The following is a 20355-nucleotide window of genomic DNA, read 5'->3' on the forward strand; positions in this document are numbered from 1 at the left end:
CATGACCACTAATAATCAAATTCTTTTAAATAATCTTGAGCGCTTAGGGTTAAACAAAATCCGTGAATACTTGCCGAATTACCTTGATCAAATTCACACTGATAATCTGTCATTAACTGAGGCGCTAATTGATTTAACTAATTCGGAACTCCAGAATCGACACGAAGGTCAGATTGCACGGGCCATTGGCCGTGCTCGGTTCCCCAATACAAAATCCCTAGATACATTTGATTTTAGCTTTCAACCCAGTATGAATCGCCAAGAGGTTCTGGAATTCCAGAATCTGGCTTTTATGGAAAAGTCTGAAAACTTAATCTTTATTGGCAATCCGGGAGTCGGTAAAACCCACTTGGCAATTAGTATTGGGATTGAGGCCTGTAAACAGGGCTGTCGGGTTCTCTTTATTAATTGTCATGAGCTGTTGATTAGATTGAGAGCAGCTTACGAAAAAGGACTGCTTGATCGATCTCTAAGCCGCTATTCGCGCTATGACCTATTAATTATTGATGAAATTGGGTATTTGCCAATTGGTCACCAAGAAGCTAACCTCTTATTTCAGCTAGTCAATGCCCGCTATGAAAAGCATTCAACGATCATTACCAGCAATAGTGATCTATCCGCTTGGGTTGATATTTTCCAGAACCCAACTGTGACAGCAGCCATTCTCGATCGCTTGGTTCATCATGTTCACGTAGTGAAGATCACTGGTAAATCTTACCGATTACGTGGCCTCAAGTAACTGCCGAAAACCTACATTTCTTTCTGCCGAAAACCTACATTTTTAAACTGCCCTTGACACACAGATGCAATTTAGAAAAAAACATGGTTTTGGAGCTTATTTTTACTTCTATTTTCAGGTAATCAGAGGACGACATAAACTTAGTAAAGAAAAGGATTTAACAATACCCTGGCAACTCATTCAAATTAGGAACGGACCCGGAATTGCTGGACGAGGATACCAAGTTGTTATCAAATCGGATAACGTGCCTTTGTCTTTGGCAGAAGAAATTACCCAGTATGTGAAGTATATGAAAGCTCCTAAAGAATTGTATATCAACATAAGTGTTTTTTTCCCAGAGAATGTGACAGTAGTGAATAGAAATTACGATGAAGTTTTTTTCTGGCAAGATAAGGAATTACAAGAAGATTATCAAATTTAGTTTTCCCTGCTTGCCTTCAAGTACACATTAAGGTCTATTGTGAATACATCAATGAGACTGGCCGGTTATTTAGGCCATTGTGCTACTATGATCCACAAGGAGAAAACGCAATGAATATTAAAGAAGCTAGTGAAAAAACAGGCGTATCGTCGGCGGCCATTCGGTATTATGAGAAGGAATCGTTGATTCCGGAAATTGACCGAACGGAGGTTGGTAATCGTGATATTGATGATCGGATCATTCGCCGCATTACGTTTGTGACGCAGATGCGGGCAGCTGGCATGAGTATTGACAGTTTGCGGCGTTATATTCAATTATTTGACGCGCAAGAAGATAATACGAAAGAGCAGAAGGCCATTTTGCAGGAACAGCTCGCTGTGATGGAAGAAAAACGCGATGACCTGCAATCTGCCATCGATCACCTGAATTACAAACTCAACCATTTCTATGATCACATGGAAACGACTGAGGAAGAACTTCGTGAGCTAGAACGACAGCATGCGGAGAAAAAAGCAAATCAGTAGAAATGAAAGGAGCTGGTCACAATGTCCGCTGAAGACATTGTGACCAGCTCTTTTTTTATCTATGAGAGTAGATTGGTAATTTCGGCGACTGAGCTAGCAGTTTTTATTTGCTGAACCCAGTGATCATCTTGGATTTTTTGCATAAGTTGCGAAAGGGCAGATAAATGACTGGTTTGATCCAAAGGTGCTAGACCAATGACGATTTGAATCGTCCTTTTGTCTGCGTGATCTTTATTTTCAATGGTGACGGGGTGTTGTAGTAACAGTAAGCTCATGCCAAGATCGTTGACGCCGTCGTTTGGTGTGCCATGGGCTAACATGATGCCATTGCCAAGAACCATGTAAGGGCCGTTGACGACTGTTAATCGAATGATTCGGTCAATGTAACGTTGTTCGATGAGATGTTCAGTCAATAGTGGTTTCAAAGCTTGTTGAACAACACTTTTCCAATTGTCCAACTCATCATCAGCATAAGTAATATGGCTGCTGGGTAAAAGTTTCTGTAGGCTTGTTGGTCCTGTGACAGTCGTCTTTTTTATCGGCAGTTTTGCTCTTTGATTGAGGTAACCACGCAGAGCATCCGTCAGACCATCGAAGTTCTCGATACGAGCGTAATTACTGATAATATCGAGCAGAGAATTTACACTGGCCTCGTTAAAATGGTTATCAGTTAAGTGGGCATTGATGAATGCTTTTTCGATTGTTTCCCAATCTTTTTTATTTGGTAGCGGTGATACGCGAACAATGGAGATATGAACGGGGACATTGAGTTCGATGGTACTGATGATGAGCTTGATGTTGGATAAATCTTGATTTTTATACTGGAAAACACTAAGAGGCTGAGAAAAATCAATGTTGGGATAATGTTGAATGAGTTGCTGTTGAAGAATGTACGAGGTCCCAATACCACTAGAGCAGACAACTAAAACATCCACATGTTTGCCACGGCGGCTTTCAATGGCTCGCAATTCACCGCCGAAATATAGCGCAATCAACGCAATTTCGTCGTCACTAAGGTGGCCATTGATGAATTTTTCAAACGGACGAATGGCATACTTAGTGAAAGAAAATAGTTCGCGAAACCCCTCAGTGATTTGTTCAAGGTTGGGATGGTGATAGGGAATCATAAATTTTGAACGATAAAAGGTGGATAACAAGTGGGTAGATAGTGTTAATTCAAGTTTTTCAGGGGATACATTGGCTCCAGACACGGTGTTAAAGCGATCGATAATTTCCCGGGAAATCGGAAAGATAGTTTGGATTAATCCGTCAGCACGATTGACACGATAAAACTGGCTTGTGTTGATGATACGACCCAAAAAATATGATTCACTAAAATTATGAATGTTGTTATCGCTTAAGAACTTGATTGACCAATTAATCGACATTGAATCTACATTGGTTGTTCTTAAGGGAGAATCCGGCAATTGATTCTCTGGCTGTTTGATTCGCTCCAAAAACCATAAAATAAAGTCATCAAGTGTTGATAAAGCGTCGTCACTAAAGTAATTGCCCGTAATTTTTTCTAGCTTATGGATCTCAGTGTTGATCGCAATCAAGCGCGAAGGATTAATGTCGATTTGGCTGTACAGAATTGAGTCGCGATCATTAAGTGCCTCTAATACCCAGTTTCGTTGCGATATTTCGGATCCGGAAATATGCTTTCCTTTAGGCTGTTGTACAATATCGAGTCCATGAGATTCTAGACGTTCACGAACAGATTTGAGGTCGGATATCGCCGTATGTTTGGAGATTTGAAATCTGTTGGTTAAGTCTGACAGGGATAGTGACTTGTGGTTGATGAGATCCCAAGCGATAAGCTGACAACGCTGATGTTTTGTAAATTGTTCTGTCACGGGTTGAGTTTCTGAATATTGATTCAGAAGCTCTTTTTTTGTTTCTTCAGGAATGAAATAGCCGACTCCGGCAAGATTCATGATGATATCAAGCTTAGAGTCGTTTAACTCTTCATTTACTCGTTTTAGAACATAGAAAGTCCCGCGACGAGATAATCCGAGCTGTGTTTTCAATTCTTCAAGAGTGGTGTAATCCTGACGTGTTAGCAAGTAATTAAGAAGATCATTGCCATGTTTGATGTTAGTAAAGTTAATCATGAATGATGAGCCTCCAAATTAAGCATTTTTTTGACGGGGTGAATATTTTGCACTATTGGTAGTGTAAGTATTGCACTTGTTAGCGTTTTCATCAATGCTAGGATTAAACCATAAATTAATAGCGGAGGTGATGGAATGCTGAATGACCTTTTGAACCAGGAAACAGTCCAGTTAACGGATGCAACTGATTTGAGTTGGGAGGCAGCAATCCGACTTGCGGCAAAACCTTTAGTTGCCAACGGTAGTGTGACAGAGCAATACGTTAATTCAATGATTGATGTGGTCAATAATCAAGGCCCATATATTAACATTGGTGATCATATTGCACTTGCACACACGCGACCTGAGAATGGATCAAATCGGATCTCGCTTGCACTGCTCAAAACGAATCATGACATTGCACTTGTTAACCAGGATCATCCCATTACTTTATGGTTCGTTTTATCAGCGGTTGATAGTGAGAGTCATTTAGAAGTCATCAAGCAATTAATGACACTGTTAACCAACGAAGCAACAGTTAAACAGTTGATGGCTGCTTCGTCGGCTGAAGATTTGCTCACAATAATTCATAGTCGCAACGAATAACGGAGGAAATAACATGAAAATTTTAGCAGTATGTCAAAGTGGTTTAGGCAGTAGCTTCATGGTTCAAATGAACGTCCAACAAATTCTGAAAGATGAAAACGTGGATGTTGATGCAAACGATATTACAGTCGATCACTCAGATGTTGGCAGTGCCACAGCCGATTCAGCAGACTACTTTTTCGTTGAATCAACATTGGCTGACGCGCTAGGCAGCATTCCTAAAGAGCGGATCGTTTTGCTAAAGAGTCTGATTGACAAAAAGGAAACTGCAGAACATGTCAATTATGTTTTAGATAACGAAAACATTACTCACGATTAATTCGTAAAGGACAAAAAAGATGAAAAGTGTATTGAACTTATTTGTCTCCATTGCGACTCAACCAGCTATTTTAGTTGCCTTGATCGCTATGTTGGGACTGCTCCTACAAAAGAAAAAGGCGACTGAGGTTGTTCAAGGAACGATTAAAACGTTTGCCGGCTTCCTTGTCTTAATCGGTGGTGCTGGGATCTTAAGTAACTCATTAACGCCGTTTGCCAAAATGTTCCAGTTTGCCTTACATGTTCAAGGTGTCGTGCCAAGTAATGAAGCGGTTGTCGCCATTGCATTGGTTAAGTATGGTACGACGACAGCATTAATTATGTTGGTGGGGATGATTGTCAATATCCTACTAGCCCGTTTCACTCGGTTTAAGTATATTTTCTTAACTGGTCAAGCAATGTTATACGTTTCGTGTTTAACGGCAGTTATTTTAATTAGTGCCAAACTTGGTACTGGTTGGCAGACCATTATTCTTGGTGGAATTTTCGAAGGAACATTACTCACTGTGACACCGGCTTTGTGTCAACCATTTATGCGTCAAATCACTGGTGGGGACGAGGTTGCCATGGGTCATACGGGTAACATTGGTTACGCAACTGCTGGTTTGATGGGTAAATGGTTTGGTAATAAGAAAAACAGTACTGAAGACATTGAAATGCCTAAAGGATTGAGTTTCTTACGTGATTCAACCGTATCAATCACATTATTAATGGGAATTGTTTATATTATTTTAGCAATTGTTGCGGGACCTCATTTTGTTGAAACAAAACTCAGTGCTGGTACTAATTACTTGGTTTATGCACTGGTTCAAGCAGGTACTTTTGCCGCTGGGTTCGTCGTTGTTCTTCAAGGTGTTCGCATGATTTTGGCCGAAATTGTACCCGCCTTTCAAGGTATCGCGACAAAACTTGTGCCTAATTCTAAACCTGCTTTGGATGTTCCAATCATTTTTCCATATGCGCCTAACGCTGTGTTAATTGGCTTTTTCACCAGTTTCATCGTCGGCACAATTAGCATGTTTATCATGATTGCTTTGAAAACCACGGTTATTATTCCTGGGGTTGTGGGTCACTTCTTCTGTGGCGCTGCGGCAGCAATTTACGGGAACGCGACGGGTGGCCGTCGTGGTGCGATTATCGGTTCAGCGGTCAACAGTTTATTGATTAGTTGGTTACCACTTCTCATCTTGCCTGTCTTGGGCACGTTAAAACTGGCGGCTTCAACGTTTGCTGACACTGACTACCTAGTTTCTGGTATCTTACTTGGAAACCTTGGAAACTTGGGCACGGTCGCCGTTGTGGCTGGAATACTAGGCTTCTTAGTAATTGTTGTTTTGATTAGTCTGATTTTAAATGGACGCGATAAGGCAAACTCGAAGGCAGAAGCAACAAAATAGTGTTTTTGACCCGGTCAAGTTATTCTACCGGGTCATTTTTGAAAGGAAGATAAAAGAGAAATGACATTTACTGAAAAAGATACCGCTGCCGTTAATGCAATCCGTTTTCTGAGTGTGGACATGATTCAAAAGGCTAACAGTGGACACCCAGGTTTGCCAATCGATGCTGCACCGATGGCCTATGTTTTATGGGAAAAATTGATGAATTTCAATCCCGAAGATCCTAAGTGGCTTAATCGTGACCGCTTTGTATTGAGTGCCGGTCATGGCTCCGCATTGCTTTACAGTTTGCTGCATCTTAATCACTTTGGCTTAACAACTGACGATTTAAAACAATTTCGTCAGTTAGGGTCGCTAACGCCTGGACATCCAGAGGTAACTGAAACACCAGGTATCGATGCGACAACCGGTCCTCTTGGACAGGGATTGGGAATGGCCGTTGGGATGGCCATGGCGGAAAAACATTTGGCAGCCATGGTGAACCGACCAGGATACAACGTGTTTGACCATTACACGTATGCGCTTGTTGGTGATGGTGACCTGATGGAAGGCATCAGTCACGAAGCGATTAACATTGCTGGTGATAAGCGCCTAAATAAGTTGATTGTGCTTTATGATTCAAACGATGTGTCATTAGATGGTCCACTATCGTTAAGTGCTAACGATGAGGTCAGTGCGCGTTTTAAAGCAGCTAAGTGGGACTATGAACGTGTTTTGGATGGCAATAATTTGGATGACATCTACGCTGCAATTAAACAAGCTCAGCAAAACGATCGGCCAACCTTAATCGAAGTCAAAACAATTATTGGTTATGGTACGCCTGAAGCGGGGACGAATAAGGTTCACGGCTCTGCGCTAGGTGAAGAAAATGTTGCCAAGATGCGTGAATTTTATGGCTGGTCTGCTGCTCCGTTTGAGATTAGTGATGACATTTATGATACTTACAGTACAGCCGTGGATGAAAAGCAACGCGGTTACAAGAATTGGCAAAGCATGTTTGCTGACTACCAAACGAAATTTCCAGATGTTGCTAAGAAATATTTGGACAATAAACTGGATTTAGCGAGTGTTTCGCTGGACTATGACACGTATAAGACGCCAACAGCAACTCGGGTGGTTAATGCTGATTTGATGCAACAGATTGCTGCAGAGAATGACAATTTCTGGGGCGGAGCCGCTGATTTGTCTTCATCCAATAAGACAAGTTTGAAAGCTGACGAGGCCTTTACACCATTAACGCCAAAGGGTCGCAATATCTACTTTGGTGTGCGTGAGTTTGGCATGGCGGCAGCAGTTAACGGTATTACGTTGCATGGTGGTACGCGCGTGTTTGGCAGTACGTTCTTCGTCTTTAGCGACTATCTAAAGGCAGCCGTTCGTTTGGCCGCTATCCAGCAAATACCATCAACCTTCATCTTCACGCATGATTCACTGGCTGTAGGTGAAGATGGGCCAACTCATGAACCGATTGAACAGTTAGCCGCTTTGCGAAGTATTCCAAACGTTAATGTGATTCGTCCAGCAGATGCAAACGAAACATTGGGCGCTTGGCAGACTATTGCCCAGACGACTGATCGGCCCAGCGTACTTGTCTTGACGCGACAGGCCACACCACTGCTTGAAGGGGCAGACGCTGACAAAGTGTCAAAGGGTGCGTACGTGATTTCACCCGCCAAGAGTCAAACACCCGATGGCATTTTAATTGCTACTGGTTCAGAAGTGGCTCTAGCGATAGAAGCACAGCAAACATTACGTGATCGCTCATATGATGTGTCCGTTGTTTCGATGCCAAGTATGGATATTTTCAAACAGCAATCGGCCGAGTATCAAGAATCCGTCTTACCTAGAGATGTCCAGCTACGTATATCCATTGAAATGGCGTCTTCGTTTGGATGGGGTGCCTTCACGGGGACTCGCGGCGCCAACGTGAGTGTTGACCGCTTTGGCGCAAGTGGTAAAGGACCAGAAGTTGTTGCTAAGTATGGATTTACAACTGACACGATTATTAAGACTTTTGAACAGTTATGGAAGGCTAACGATAAATAGCTGATTTTTAAGCATACCTTGGTCTATTGACCGGTTTTAAGAATACAGGACTGTGAAAGATTAAAAATGGAACTGCTAATTGATTACCTAATGAGGGTAGTGGTTAGCAGTTTTTTTTATTGAATGGCGATTCGCCAAAAAAAGAAAATTTTCTTGTTGCGTTGAAGTGCAGATGAAGGTCTAAGCTTTCAAACATTGCATAACAACAGGAGGACAACATGGCAACAAAGAAAAGATTTGATTGGATACTATTAGTTATTTTGATGAGTTATTTTATGATCTTGCTCGATAATTCAATTATTTTTACGGGAACTGTTAAAATTGCTCAAGATTTACAGTTAAATCAGCAAACTTTATCTTGGGTCAGTAGCGCCTACTCGTTAACGTTTGGTGGATTTTTGCTACTTGACGGTCGGGCAGGGGATTTGTTTGGCCGGCGACGTGTATTTCAAATTGGTCTGGTTATCTTTGGAATAGGTTCGCTACTAGTTGGATTATCAGTTAATGCACCGATGATTATCGCTTCCAGAGCCTTTCAAGGAATTGGCTCGGCCATTCTTGCACCGACGACCTTGGCTATTTTGATGGATACTTATGAAGGCCCTGCACGTGTACGTGCCATTGCATATTATGGTGCTATGGCCGGAATTGGTGCGAGTGTTAGCTTAGTTATTGGCGGTGTGTTTGCAAGCCTGCTGACATGGCGTGTTGGTTTTTTCATCAACGTGCCTATCAGTATGTGGATGTACTACTTATCTGTTCGTCATTTGCAAAAGGATGGTGGCCGATCTGGAAAGCTGGATTGGATTGGCACATTAAGTTCTTTATTTGGAATGAGCGCATTGGTGTACAGCATTGTTGGTACTTGGGGAAAGCTATCTGCGCTCATACTAGCAATTGTGCTGCTGGCAATTTTCGCTTACCAAGAATATCGAACAAGCCAGCCGATTATGCCGTTACGGTTGTTTAAGAATCGTGAACGTATTGGCGCTTACTTAGGACGTTTCTTATATTTGGGCTCCATGCTTGGCTTTTGGTTTATTACACCGCAACTGATGCAAAGACAATTAGGTTTTAGTGCGTTAATGGCCGGTGTCGCTTTCTTTCCATTGACGATTGTTAACTTTATTGTGGCGTTACAAGTGGCACGTTTGACGGCGAAGTTTGGTAATGGGCGTTTACTAACGATCGGCATCGCCTTACCAATGCTGGTAATTGATATTGGACAAGGGCTTTCGCTCAGTCCGTTTACTGCTGCGGGTGTGGCACACACTGATGTAAGGGACGCTGGTGCGGCGTCCGGTGTTGTCAACGTGATGCATCAAATTGGTGGGTCTGTCGGATTGTCAATTTTGGTTAGCGTTCAAGGTCTGTTTAAAAATCAGGTAATAGGATTCCACTATGCTATTTTAATTGGCGCAGGTTTATTGCTGATTTCGTTATTGGCAGCGATTTTCTTGATTTTGCCAGAAAAGCAAAAATAAGTGTTGCCTTCAAGCTACTGTAAGGTTGTAAAGTAAAAATTGTTACACGTGGAACAGGAGGTAAATTAAATGGCAAACGTACTTATTATCGGCGCTACCGGTTCAATTGGTCAGGTGACACGTCAATATTTCTTGGAACACACAGACGATCAATTAACGTTAATGGCACGGAATGTCGGCCGATTAGGCAAACTGAATGACCAACGGGAACGAGCAATTCAGGGAAATGTGACTGACACTCAAATCTTGAACGATGCACTTCAAAATCAGGATGTTGTATTCGCTGCTTTAAGTGGCAATCTGCCAGAAATGGCAACGGCAATTGTGTCAGCGATGGATCGTGCCAATGTTGGCCGCTTATTATTCATTACGTCGATGGGAATCTACAATGAGATCCCAGCTAGCGTCAGCGCAGACGGTAACCTTGAACATAATCCGATGTTGCAAACATATCGGGATGCTGCCGATATTATTGAGGCATCTGATCTGAACTATACGGTGATTCGCCCGGGATGGTTTGATAATGGGGACAATACAGACTATCAAGTGACGAAGAAAGGCGAACCGTTTGGCGGTCATGATGTTTCACGTGAAAGCATCGCTGACTTAGTGGTGCATCTCGTGCATGATCCTGCGTATGGGTCACGTGATAGCCTCGGTATTAACAGAAAATAATTGGAGGACATTAGTAATGAAAACAGCAGTCTTTGTAGAACCAGGTAAAGTTGAAGCACAAGAATTACCTAAGCCAGAGATTAAACAGCCAACGGATGCTATTTTGAAAATCGTCCGAGCCTGTGTTTGTGGTTCCGATTTATGGTGGTATCGTGGTATTTCTGACCGACCAAAGAATACGCCAGTCGGTCATGAAGCTATTGGTATCGTAGAATCAGTTGGTAGCGAGGTGACTGACGTCAAACCTGGTGACTTTGTCATCGCACCGTTCACACATGGTTGTGGTCACTGTGCAGCTTGTTTAGCTGGCTTTGATGGTGATTGTTTGAATCCAAGTGACGATGAAGTGGTCGGCTATCAGGGTGAATATTTACGGTTTAAGAATGCTAACTGGGCGCTGATTAAGGTGCCTGGACAGCCATCAGATTATACAGACGACCAATTGAACGATCTGTTGACACTGGCCGACGTTATGGCCACAGGCTATCACGCTGCGGCGTCTGCTGAGGTTAAGAAGGATGATACCGTCGTTGTCATGGGTGACGGTGCGGTTGGTCTATGTGGTGTCATTGCTGCTAAGTTGCGAGGTGCCAAACGGATTATTGCGATGAGTCGTCATGAAGATCGTCAGAAATTGGCCAAGGCGTTTGGTGCAACAGATATCGTTGCAGAGCGTGGGGATGATGCAGTGAAGGCCGTGATATCCCTGACAGATGGGGCCGGCGCCGATGCCGTTTTAGAATGTGTCGGAACAGAACAATCCGTTGACACAGCAGTTAAAGTTGCCCGTCCAGGAGCCGTTGTTGGTCGTGTTGGTGTGCCTCAAAAAGCGGATATGAACACCAATAACCTATTCTGGAAAAACATTGGTCTCCGTGGTGGGATCGCTTCAGTGACGACTGATGACCGGAACATTCTCTTGGATGCAGTGTTGAAGGGTGATATTCATCCGGGTAAGGTGTTTACCAAGCGGTTTGATTTAGATCATATTGCGGATGCATATGTTGCAATGGATAAACGTGAAGCTATCAAGTCATTACTCATAGTGAGTCAATAATTTACATTATGAATATTTCCTAATAAAATCGGCGAGTTCTCTAATAAACGAAGAACTCACCGTTTTTATTTGATATGCTTATGTAAGCGGTTTCTAAAACACTTAACTGAGGGGATTTTTACATGTCATTTAAGAAGAAATTTGCACTTATTCTAGGCACTATAACAGCTTTAGGCACGTTTGGTATTGCCAACGTAGCTAGTGAGTCAGCGCAAGCGGCCAGCAATAAAACAGTTACGATTTACCTGACACGTCATGGTGAAACGACGGCGAACGTTATGCTGCGTGTACAAGGTTGGAGTAACTTCCCGTTGACGAGCAATGGGGTGAAGGTTGCGGATAACCTCGGTCGTGGTTTGAAGAATACCAAATTTAAGTCTGCCTACACTGGAGATTTGACGCGTCAGGAAGTTACGGCACAAGAAGTGTTGAAGTACTCGGGCAACAAGCACGTTTCCGTTAACCAAAATAAGGATTTGCGCGAAGGTGGTTACGGTAGTTTTGAAGGTGACAGTATTGCCGCTGACAATAACAAGATTGCCGGCGTTTACGGATACAAGAGCGGTGACGAATTTATGCAGAAAACAGGTAAAGATTACTGGAATAAACTGCAGAATGCATATCACAAGCTCGACACCCAAAACAGTCAGGATACCAAGTTGGTAAAGGCTGACCGTGCCGAAAGCGCTAAAGAGGTTCAGCAACGAATGACGACAGAACTGAACCACATCGCTAAGACTACCTCGAAAGATGGCGGTGGTAACGTGCTGGTTGTTAGTTCAGGGATGTCGATTAATGAATACTTGTCCACGATGAGTAAAAAGTATGATGGCAAACCATTGAAGAATGCAGCTGTTACTAAACTGGTCTATAAAAATGGTAAGCTTCAAGTATCTGGCCCCATTGGCACACTTAGCTATGTTAACAAAGGGGCTAAGGCCAGCAAGTAATCAGCACATAATGAAATTAATTTAGAAACCGCGAAAAGCTCTGCACAGGCTGCCAAACATGGTGGGCCTGCGCAGAGCTTTTTTGAGAACACTATTTTTGAAGTGCATTGGGAGTGAGCACATCTAACTCCGTCAGCCATTGAACGCTATCTTCATCTGCGTCTGCAGGGATGGTGTATTTGAGCGGTTGAAAAACCGTGGCAACGGCCTGCCAGTTGAGACTATTTTCAGTCAGAAAACTACTGCGTAATTGTTCGATTTGCTGGTCGGATACACGACTGAGCTGTTGTTGATTGCCTTGGAACATTAACAGAAAGCTATTAACGGTTAATTGAGTGCTGAGCGCCGTTTGCCAATCGTTCGTGGACATTTGGTTGTCTGTAAGGAGTTGGTCCTTCAATGGCACGGCAGGCACCTCTTTAACCAAGAAACGTTGCAGGTGTGACCATTCATGATTAATGATTGCATAGAATTGCCATGGCACCTGAATAGCGAAGACTTTCAACGTGTTGACCGTAATGGTAGCCAAGTTCCAAACCTGATTTTTTTCATGTTGTGCCTGCTCAATCCAGGTGCGCAGGAAGTGTTCTGTTGTCTGTTCAACCAACTGAGTCTGATTGTGTTGAGTCAAGTGCCAACGAACAAGCAAAAAATCGACTAAGTCGGTTTCGTTGATCGTGTGCTGACCTTTATTACTGATTCGTTGACGTAAATTGCGGAGTTGTTTTTGCCGACTGCTGCCGGCGTATTTTCCTTGTTTAACCATATTTCGAGTAGTCCTTTTGTTAGATTTTAGAATTTTTTTCAAACTGACGCACAATGGCCAAGTCGACGGGGTCAATGTTGATCGTATTTAGGGACTGACTGGGCACAAACTGGATTTCATCCATTTCGTCACCTTTGTGAAAAATAAAGGGCGTTGGTTGTGGAACGTCACCGGCAAAAACAGCGCGATTTCTGTTTTCATTTTTGTCTTCATCGGAGATGGTAGCTATCCCACATAGCGTTAAGTGTTGTGCGATTTGGTGTGTCTCCTCACGTAATTCGCGAATAGCCGTTTGTAAAACTGGTTCAGTTGGCGCGTCCTTAGGTTCACGCTTGCCAGCCGGAATTTCCCACTGTTTGCGCCAATTGTTAAAACCAATGAGGTATCGTCTCTGATGTTGACAGATGACAAACGCACTGGAAAACAGGTTGTCCGGATATTGTGATGGATCAGTTATCTTTGTGTAGTCCTTTAAAATCATTAGCCCATTATCTTTCGAGTCGGAGGTTTTAAAACTATCGTACAAGTGTGTTGCCGAGGATGGAAGTGATTAACTATAAAAAATGGGTTTAAGTTTAGCATTGACGAATGCATCAGTCTGATATATGATAATTTCACGAATTACATATCAAACTGATATATGGAGGTATCACGATGTACGAATTATTTGTTTTGGGACAACTCACAGATAAAACGATGACGGGATATCGACTACGTACAGTCCTACAACGAATTGTTGGCAATCGACGGAAAATTAGTTTTGGCATGATCTACCCATTATTGGATCGACTGGAGGCTAGGGGATTTATTACATTAACAGATAGTCAGGATGACGCTAATCGTGGCAAAAAGGATGCCACACTGACGGAGCAAGGGCGTGAGCGATTTGAAGAGCTCATGACGGATCCAGTTCCATTGAATCAAAACACTGATTTTACGTATGAAGTTAAATTTCGTAATTTTCATCAGATTGAAACGGACTTGCAACTCAGTATTTTGAACGATTTTGAACATTACTTAGAGAATAAAATTAAGGACACTGTTGAAGCCAAAGCATACATGAAGCAGACAAATATTGAACCTGATGATTTTAAAGATGCTGTTCGATTGATGGCACTAACTAAGGTTCAAGCAACGGCGGCACTGGAATGGACAAGGGCGACAATTGAGGAGGTACAGAATGAAAACAAAGACTAATGCCAATGGCGCTCGCCGTTGGCTCAGTTTAGCAACGCTGTGTGTGGCGGTATTTATGTCACTGTTGGATGTGACGATCGTTAACGTGGCGCTACCAACAATCCAAAAAAGCTTTAATGAGTCGTTTGGTGACGTTCAATGGATCATCAATGCGTATACACTGGCATACGCTGTTGTCTTATTGGTTGCTTCCAAACTCGGCGATATTTTTGGACGCAAACGAATCTTCTTTATTGAATTAACAATCTTCACGTTAGGATCACTGGCCTCAGCACTATCAACAACGGGGTTACAGCTTAACTTATTCAGAACGATTCAAGGAATTGGTGGCGCAGGCATTATGGGGCTGTCGATGACGATTGTGGCATCTACTTTTGTCGGTCGTGATCGCGGACTGGCGTTTGGTATTTGGAGTTCCGTAATTGGGGTCGCCACCGCTATGGGGCCGTTACTTGGCGGGTACTTAATTCAGCTATTCAATTGGCGTGCTATTTTTATGATCAATGTGCCTATTGGTGTTATCGCATTGTTAGGTGCTATCTACTTTGTTGATGAAAGCTACGGTAATCGACAGGGTTCAATTGACTGGATTGGCATGCTGATAAGTATTGCAATGGTGTTTAGTCTTGTATTCGGCCTGGTTCAAAAAGAGACTCATTCAGCATGGCATTGGTCAAACTTGCACGTTGCCGGTTATTTGATTGCGGGAATTGTGTTACTAATTGGCTTTGTTTTGCTGGAACGTCACCTTAAGAGTCCGATGATTGACTTGACCATTTTTAAATCAATTTCGTTCGATGGCACCATTATTGCTGCTTTCTGTTTGGGTGCCGGGTTATATGCTTTCTTCACGTATCTGACGATTTGGATGCCGGATTACCTTGGATATTCTGCTATGCAAACGGGGGTTAGGCAATTAGCAATCAGTATTTTTAGCATGATTTTGGGTCCTATTGCGGGTATGTTATCCGGTCGTTGGCAAAAACGTTGGATGATCAGTGGTGGGCTGTTATTAATTGGCTGTGGCTTTTTGGTTATTTATCATGCTGTTAGCCTCAATGTTATGTATATCGACTTTGTGGCCGGTTTTGCCCTTTTAGGCATCGGCAATGCAATTGTGAACCCACCGTTGTCCTCGGCAGCGATGGATAGTGTAAAAATGAGTCAGGTTGGTATGGCAAGTGGGGTGATGAATGTCTTTCGACAATTAGGGATCAGTTTTGGAGTGGTTATTTATGGTTTACGTTTGAGCCATATTTATGACCCCACAGTTGCGACAAACATAAAGGCAATTAGTCAGTTACCACAACAAGCAGTGACGGGAATAACGAAAGGCCTTCACCAAGCGGGACCAATGGCCGGCCATACTGTTGTTGAAAGCGCAAAGAGATTCACCGAACATTATGCAAACGGTCCGGAAGTTCTACGACAAATGAACAAAGCAGTGTTCAGCGCGTTTAATCAAGGGTACAAAGGCGTTCTTATGACGGCTATTACCCTAGTTGTTGTGGGTGCGGCTGCCGCAGGATTTATGATTAAGGAACCACATCATGCACAAAAATAGTGCTGTGACATTTCCCGGGAAATACATTTTGCATTGCTTCAGATTAAAATCTATTGACATTTCTCATCAATTATTTAAAATAGCTAACAATAGATTAAACGAGTTATGAAGCAGAGGAGTAACAAGCAAAATGTGTTTGAAGCGAGCCCTAGATGATGAGAATGGGTGACACAATACTTGTGAAAGTAACCTGTGAGCTTTTGAATTTTAAATTGAAATTCAGTGGGGTGGTGCCCATTATCGTCACCAAACTCTAGCCGGTTGATGGCTGCAGTTTATGAGATTATGCTGGTGACAGTGTAACGATGCAAGGTGGTACCGCGTTCGCGCCCTTGGCAACAGAGATGTTGCAGGGGCGCTTTTTTTATTTAGAGTGATGCCGAAGCTCGGGAGAAGTCGAGCAATAACGTGAGGTCGATGACGTGCAAGCGTAGTTTGCTTGTGGGTCATCGACTTCGGGTTATGCACAGACTTCTGAGCGTCAGGTGCACGTTTATAAAATGTTGAGTGTGACCAACCCTTTTTCAGGAGTTGGGAGCACGTTATAGCTATGTAAAAGTATCCATTCCAAAAGCACAAGTTCTCACCCCAAAGTACCAATCACAGAAAGCGAGGTTGACCATATGGATCAACGAGAAAAACATTTAACAAGACGTGATTACTACGTCTTAGGATCACTATTATTCGGTTTATTCTTTGGTGCCGGCAATTTAATTTTTCCGATTCACTTGGGTCAACTAGCCGGTAAAGGATGGATTACAGCCACGATTGGCTTTCTACTCTCTGCAATTTTATTGCCATTGCTGGCGATTATTGCCATCAGTGTGACACGTAGCGATAGCATGTATGATCTTGCTAGGCCAGTGAGTAGACGATTCGCATCTTTTTTCCTGTTAACAACTCATGCTAGTTTGGGACTGTTGATTGCCTCACCCCGGACGGCGACGGTTACGTTTGAAATCGGTGTGGTGCCATTTATTCCAAAAGGGACTGAAACAATTAGTTTAGCCATCTTTTCGTTTTTATTCTTCTTAGCAACGTTCCTTTTAGCCAGTAATCAGCAGAAAATTACGCTCTATGTTGGCAAACTGCTCAATCCATTATTTCTGCTATTGTTAACTTTCATCTTCTTCTGGGCGTTAGTCATCAAGGGTGATTTAACACATGTGCCATTTGTTGGGGTGGCAAACTCAATTGGTGGTCTGACAAACGGATTCTTACAAGGCTATAACACCATGGATGCGCTGGCTGGACTTGGTTTTGGTGTCACAATTGTGAATGCGCTCAAGTATATGGGTGTTCACAATGAAGGCGACCAGTCACGGGCTATCGCCAAAATTGGGCTCTTTTCGATGTCACTGGAAACTATTATTTATACCTTCTTGATTATGTTGGGGGCCGTTAGCCTTCGCTACACATCAATGAGTGCTAACGGTGGGCTAGCCTTTGGTCAGATTATGGAACATTATACCGGGCTAATTGGGACGGCCTTATTAGCCGCACTGACATTGCTAGCCTGCCTGACCACCGCCATCGGGCTCATCACATCACTGGCGCAAGATCTCAGTCGTCGTTTTCCGCGTGTTCAGTACCGAACGTTTTTGCTGGGGACGACGGTGGGAGCCTTTCTGATTGCCAATATCGGCTTAACACAGATTATTGCCTTCTCAACGCCATTATTAATGTTGTTGTATCCATTGGCGATTAGTCTGATTGTGCTGGGAATCTTGCAGCCGCTGATTCATCAGAATGTCACAATTTATCGGACGACGATTTATCTAGTCCTAATTCCGGCAATCTTTGATTTTATTCACGCTTTGCCACCAGTGTTTGCCAAATTGACGGTGGTTAAAGCCTGCAATCATTTTGCCCAACAGTTCTTTCCCTTGTTCAAAGATGGCCTGGATTTCTTACCGTTTATGCTTATCGGTTTAATTGTCGGTCTGGGATTAGTCGCCTTGCAACGAGAGCCAAAGCAAAATTCGGTTGAATAGTGTTGCACTTACAGTGAATTAACGAAGCGAACTTTACTGTCTGACGAGAGTTAGGACGAAGTTCGCTTTTTATTGCCAATTTAGGTGAACGGTGTTATCCTAAAATCAAAATTCAAAGGAAATGATAGATGTGGCAGATTTGAGGACAACGGATACACGTCAGCGAATTGTTGAGTATGCTGTTAAGTTTGTCGGTGAGAACGACTTTCACCTGCTATCTTTACGGACGGCGGCTAAGACCGTTGGTATTGCGCCATCGGCAGTGTATAAGGTAGATTGCAAATTTAATCCGAATTTTTGGACAAATTGGTCAGCATAACCTGATACGGTGTTTTCCAGTCAAGTATTTTAAGCGGTCTCTGGTTAATTTGGAGTAACGTCGTCGTTAAATCTTGAGCACATTAAGTAGATTGTAAAATTAATCCGAACGCTGTTCGGACAAAAAAGATCAGCTTCCTTTAAAATGGTGTTTACAACAAACCCATCTTTTAGGAGCTGATCTTTTGTCTAGTATAACCTATTCCGAACGAATTAAAATCGAAACCTTTTGTGAACTAGGGCTGTCCAATATCCAAATGGGCGTTCGGCTGAACCGATCACCGTCAACAATTTCTTATGAATTATCTCGATGTCAACCTTATCAGGCTGAATTAGCACAAACAGATGCCGAATACAAGCGATCACGATGTGGTCGGAAAACTAAGCTGAGCGATGAGTTAAAGCAAACAATTCTCAACCATTTACATCTAAGCTGGTCACCAGGAATGATTGCTCACGAATTTAAACTAGCGACTAAATCTATTTATAATTGGCTAAATCAGGGGAGAATTGGTTTCTCCTTGAATGATCTACCTGAACATGGCGTACGCCAACGGCGTAACGTTGACCAACGATCCAAATATAATCAATCTTTGGGGCGATCGATTGAACAGCGTCCCATGATGATTAATCAACGTAATCGCATCGGTGATTTTGAACTAGATACCGTCGTTGGCCCTCGTGGGCATAGTAAGGCAGTTTTATTAACTTTAATCGATCGCAAATCACGGTTCCTTTGGGCATATCGGTTAAAGGACCGAACGACAGCGAGTGTTAATGAAGCACTGACTAAGTTCCTAACAACTTTTAATGGACCGGTGCACAGTTTTACTGTGGACCGTGGTACTGAGTTTAGTGGGCTAGTATCATTTGAATCACAATATGGTATTAAGACCTATTACTGTCATGCTTATACGCCAGCTGAACGTGGTAGTAATGAACGCTTTAATCGGAATTTACGTTATTTTTATCCTAAGGGGACTCGTTTTGAGCACATTAGTGCTCAAGATTTAACGACGACGTTACTCCAAATTAACCAGAGACCGCTTAAAATACTTGACTGGAAAACACCGTATCAGGTTATGCTGACCAATTTGTCCAAAAATTCGGATTAAATTTGCAATCTACCAATTTATTATCGAATTACTAATTTAGTCCGGACGATGTCATGCGTCACGGGACGATCAGGATTAGCGAGGCGATCCATGAGTGTAATGAAAGCTTTGGTACCAATAAGATATGCTGGTTGATCTACTGAAATAATAGGATATTGAACAAAATCAAACCAAGGTTGATCATCAAAAACAGCTAGTTTCATATCCCCAATTTGCCATTCTTTAAGGACTTTCAGCACATTCATTAGAATCACATTGTTACCACAGAAGAGGGCATCACACTGATTAGTTTGAATGAGGTTAAGTGCCAATTCTGCGGTGTGCTGACCAAGGTAATCATCGAGTGCAATATCTTGCTCACGAATTGGGAAATCGTGAGCTGTTAGTGCTTTTCGGAAGCCATTTAAACGCTCTGTACCGGTTGTGGCGACGGGGCTAACAATGGCATTAACGCGGGTTGCGCCTTGCTTAATTAGAGCGTCAACGGCGTTAAAACTGCCCTTCTCGTTATCAACTAAAACTGTGTCATATAAATTGGCATCCTTACCTTGTGGCATACGGTCGATAAAGACGAGAGGCATGTCATTGACCATTGAATGATAGTTGGCATGATTACCGGTGCTAGCCAGAATGATGCCATCTGCCTGATGATCAACTAGCATATTGATATAACGTTGTTCTTTATCTGGATTTTCGTCAGTGTTGCAAACAATCACAGAGTAGCCACGCTTAGTAGCCGCATCTTCGATACCACGGACGAGGGTAGTAAAAAATGGATTCAATACATTTGAAATAACCACACCAATAGTTTTTGTAGTGTGATTTCGCATGCTTTGTGCGAGAGCACTCGGCCGATACTGCAATTCGTCCATCCCATCTTTAACCTTCTGGATTGTTTGTTTGCTGACCAATTCGGGTTGGTTAAGAACACGAGAAACGGTTGCTTCTGATACTCCCGCATATTGTGCTATTTGTTTAATAGTAACTTGCTTTGACAATTTTTTGCCGCCTTTATGAAATCGATTTCATATACAAGATAAACCCTAAAAATTTGTGTGTCAAGATAACTTTATTGATTTTGGCAGCGCTTT

General features: G+C 42.7%; 20 protein-coding genes and 1 pseudogene. 16 read left to right on the top strand and 5 right to left on the bottom strand.

Annotated features, from left to right (window positions below):
• The first annotated feature begins 1 nt into the window (after position 1).
• The 3 genes from istB to ABUE36_RS00215 all read left to right on the top strand — a co-directional run bounded on the left by istB (position 2) and on the right by ABUE36_RS00215 (position 1684).
• Entirely contained in the window at positions 2-739 is a 738-nt protein-coding gene (gene istB, locus ABUE36_RS00205) for an IS21-like element helper ATPase IstB (protein WP_014386885.1), read from the top strand.
• A 64-nt stretch (positions 740-803) separates the two neighbouring features.
• On the top strand, positions 804-1160 hold the full coding sequence (locus ABUE36_RS00210) for a hypothetical protein (RefSeq protein ID WP_421016978.1): 357 nt from the start codon (positions 804-806) through the stop codon (positions 1158-1160).
• Positions 1161-1270: 110 nt separating this feature from the next.
• The gene (locus ABUE36_RS00215) at positions 1271-1684 is read left to right on the top strand and encodes a MerR family transcriptional regulator (protein ID WP_017261123.1); all 414 of its coding nucleotides are present in this window, start codon (positions 1271-1273) and stop codon (positions 1682-1684) included.
• 59 nt (positions 1685-1743) lie between these two features.
• On the opposite strand, the gene ABUE36_RS00220 is transcribed toward ABUE36_RS00215, so the two are convergent.
• Complete coding sequence (locus tag ABUE36_RS00220) at positions 1744-3798, bottom strand: BglG family transcription antiterminator (protein ID WP_421016979.1); 2055 nt, start codon at positions 3796-3798, stop codon at positions 1744-1746.
• A 135-nt stretch (positions 3799-3933) separates the two neighbouring features.
• Between ABUE36_RS00220 and ABUE36_RS00225 the strand changes: the two genes are divergently transcribed.
• The 8 genes from ABUE36_RS00225 (at position 3934) to ABUE36_RS00260 (ending at position 12310) form a co-directional block, all read left to right on the top strand.
• A complete protein-coding gene (locus ABUE36_RS00225) occupies positions 3934-4383 on the top strand; it encodes a PTS sugar transporter subunit IIA (protein WP_161000770.1) in 450 nt (149 codons plus the stop codon).
• A 13-nt stretch (positions 4384-4396) separates the two neighbouring features.
• Positions 4397-4702, top strand: coding sequence for a PTS sugar transporter subunit IIB (locus tag ABUE36_RS00230; protein ID WP_287707528.1), 306 nt, complete (start codon positions 4397-4399; stop codon positions 4700-4702).
• Between the two features lie 19 nt (positions 4703-4721).
• Complete coding sequence (locus tag ABUE36_RS00235) at positions 4722-6098, top strand: PTS ascorbate transporter subunit IIC (RefSeq protein WP_421016980.1); 1377 nt, start codon at positions 4722-4724, stop codon at positions 6096-6098.
• Between the two features lie 60 nt (positions 6099-6158).
• Positions 6159-8144, top strand: coding sequence for a transketolase (tkt, locus tag ABUE36_RS00240; RefSeq protein ID WP_161000768.1), 1986 nt, complete (start codon positions 6159-6161; stop codon positions 8142-8144).
• A 218-nt stretch (positions 8145-8362) separates the two neighbouring features.
• On the top strand, positions 8363-9628 hold the full coding sequence (locus tag ABUE36_RS00245) for an MFS transporter (protein WP_161000767.1): 1266 nt from the start codon (positions 8363-8365) through the stop codon (positions 9626-9628).
• A 69-nt stretch (positions 9629-9697) separates the two neighbouring features.
• Positions 9698-10303 carry an NAD(P)H-binding protein gene (locus ABUE36_RS00250; RefSeq protein ID WP_161000766.1) on the top strand — a complete coding sequence of 202 codons (606 nt, stop codon included), beginning with the start codon at positions 9698-9700 and terminating at the stop codon, positions 10301-10303.
• Between the two features lie 16 nt (positions 10304-10319).
• The gene (locus ABUE36_RS00255; RefSeq protein ID WP_421016981.1) at positions 10320-11360 is read left to right on the top strand and encodes a zinc-dependent alcohol dehydrogenase family protein; all 1041 of its coding nucleotides are present in this window, start codon (positions 10320-10322) and stop codon (positions 11358-11360) included.
• A gap of 122 nt (positions 11361-11482) precedes the next feature.
• On the top strand, positions 11483-12310 hold the full coding sequence (locus ABUE36_RS00260) for a histidine phosphatase family protein (RefSeq protein ID WP_161000764.1): 828 nt from the start codon (positions 11483-11485) through the stop codon (positions 12308-12310).
• A 91-nt stretch (positions 12311-12401) separates the two neighbouring features.
• On the opposite strand, the gene ABUE36_RS00265 is transcribed toward ABUE36_RS00260, so the two are convergent.
• Together ABUE36_RS00265 and ABUE36_RS00270 are read right to left on the bottom strand one after the other, a co-directional pair.
• Entirely contained in the window at positions 12402-13076 is a 675-nt protein-coding gene (locus ABUE36_RS00265; protein WP_161000763.1) for a hypothetical protein, read from the bottom strand.
• 19 nt (positions 13077-13095) lie between these two features.
• The gene (locus tag ABUE36_RS00270; protein ID WP_161000762.1) at positions 13096-13557 is read right to left on the bottom strand and encodes an NUDIX hydrolase; all 462 of its coding nucleotides are present in this window, start codon (positions 13555-13557) and stop codon (positions 13096-13098) included.
• A 173-nt stretch (positions 13558-13730) separates the two neighbouring features.
• On the opposite strand from ABUE36_RS00270, the gene ABUE36_RS00275 reads away from it, so the two are divergent.
• The 4 genes from ABUE36_RS00275 to ABUE36_RS00290 all read left to right on the top strand — a co-directional run bounded on the left by ABUE36_RS00275 (position 13731) and on the right by ABUE36_RS00290 (position 18150).
• Entirely contained in the window at positions 13731-14273 is a 543-nt protein-coding gene (locus ABUE36_RS00275) for a PadR family transcriptional regulator (protein WP_161000761.1), read from the top strand.
• Positions 14257-15837 (top strand): MFS transporter, encoded by a 1581-nt coding sequence (locus tag ABUE36_RS00280; RefSeq protein WP_421016982.1) that lies wholly within the window; start codon positions 14257-14259, stop codon positions 15835-15837. Before ABUE36_RS00275 ends, ABUE36_RS00280 begins: the two co-directional genes overlap by 17 nt.
• A 623-nt stretch (positions 15838-16460) precedes the next feature.
• Entirely contained in the window at positions 16461-17831 is a 1371-nt protein-coding gene (brnQ, locus tag ABUE36_RS00285; RefSeq protein ID WP_178941757.1) for a branched-chain amino acid transport system II carrier protein, read from the top strand.
• A gap of 130 nt (positions 17832-17961) precedes the next feature.
• Entirely contained in the window at positions 17962-18150 is a 189-nt protein-coding gene (locus tag ABUE36_RS00290; protein WP_421016983.1) for a hypothetical protein, read from the top strand.
• Here ABUE36_RS00290 and ABUE36_RS00295 read toward each other — a convergent pair.
• A pseudogene (locus tag ABUE36_RS00295) lies at positions 18116-18229 on the bottom strand (IS30 family transposase); the annotation flags it as partial. The gene ABUE36_RS00290 and the pseudogene ABUE36_RS00295 overlap by 35 nt on opposite strands.
• Before the next feature lie 105 nt (positions 18230-18334).
• Between ABUE36_RS00295 and ABUE36_RS00300 the strand changes: the two are divergent.
• Positions 18335-19264, top strand: coding sequence for an IS30-like element ISLpl1 family transposase (locus ABUE36_RS00300; RefSeq protein WP_096109805.1), 930 nt, complete (start codon positions 18335-18337; stop codon positions 19262-19264).
• A gap of 20 nt (positions 19265-19284) precedes the next feature.
• On the opposite strand, the gene ABUE36_RS00305 is transcribed toward ABUE36_RS00300, so the two are convergent.
• Positions 19285-20262, bottom strand: coding sequence for a LacI family DNA-binding transcriptional regulator (locus tag ABUE36_RS00305; protein WP_161000747.1), 978 nt, complete (start codon positions 20260-20262; stop codon positions 19285-19287).
• Positions 20263-20355 lie beyond the last annotated feature (93 nt).

It is taken from the genome of Furfurilactobacillus cerevisiae (assembly GCF_048961765.1).
Taxonomy (GTDB): domain Bacteria; phylum Bacillota; class Bacilli; order Lactobacillales; family Lactobacillaceae; genus Furfurilactobacillus; species Furfurilactobacillus milii_A.